The following is a 420-nucleotide window of genomic DNA, read 5'->3' as shown; positions in this document are numbered from 1 at the left end:
TTTTTATTCGGTAGCGAAATACAGTATATATATATATAACATAGTGGTACACACTGCTGATGCATGGGAGCAGCAGGGGCGTTATTTTATGCATTCATATTCGTTACAGGCAGRCAAGCAGCATGCATACTGCATATGCATKCATGCAGATGATCCGATCCATCGTWTTAGTTATKAGTKGGSGKTCACGTAGAGCCCGATCGCGTCCAGGCAATCTCCAGAGCGGCCAAAGAAGCCAGCGACGTGGCCGTTGTTCATCACCTTGACACGGAACGGGGTGCCCTCGTCCCTGCCGTACGGTCCGTAAGYRCGTTTGTTGSTGACRAATTTGAGAGACTTGACCAGATTGTCAATGTTGTAGGCTGGGCCCGTGGTCCCGGAGATCTCCGTCAAGCTCTCGTCGAACCTGCACAGATCAAT

At 49.9% G+C, this 420-nt stretch carries 1 pseudogene; it reads right to left on the bottom strand.

The window, feature by feature from the left end:
* Nucleotides 1-171 precede the first annotated feature (171 nt).
* Nucleotides 172-393: pseudogene (locus FWJ25_RS20725) on the bottom strand (jacalin-like lectin).
* Between the last annotated feature and the right edge of the window lie 27 nt (nucleotides 394-420).

The organism is Marinobacter salinexigens, assembly GCF_008370345.1.
In the GTDB taxonomy this organism is placed as follows: domain Bacteria; phylum Pseudomonadota; class Gammaproteobacteria; order Pseudomonadales; family Oleiphilaceae; genus Marinobacter; species Marinobacter salinexigens.
This window is presented reverse-complemented; position numbering and strand designations above follow the sequence as displayed.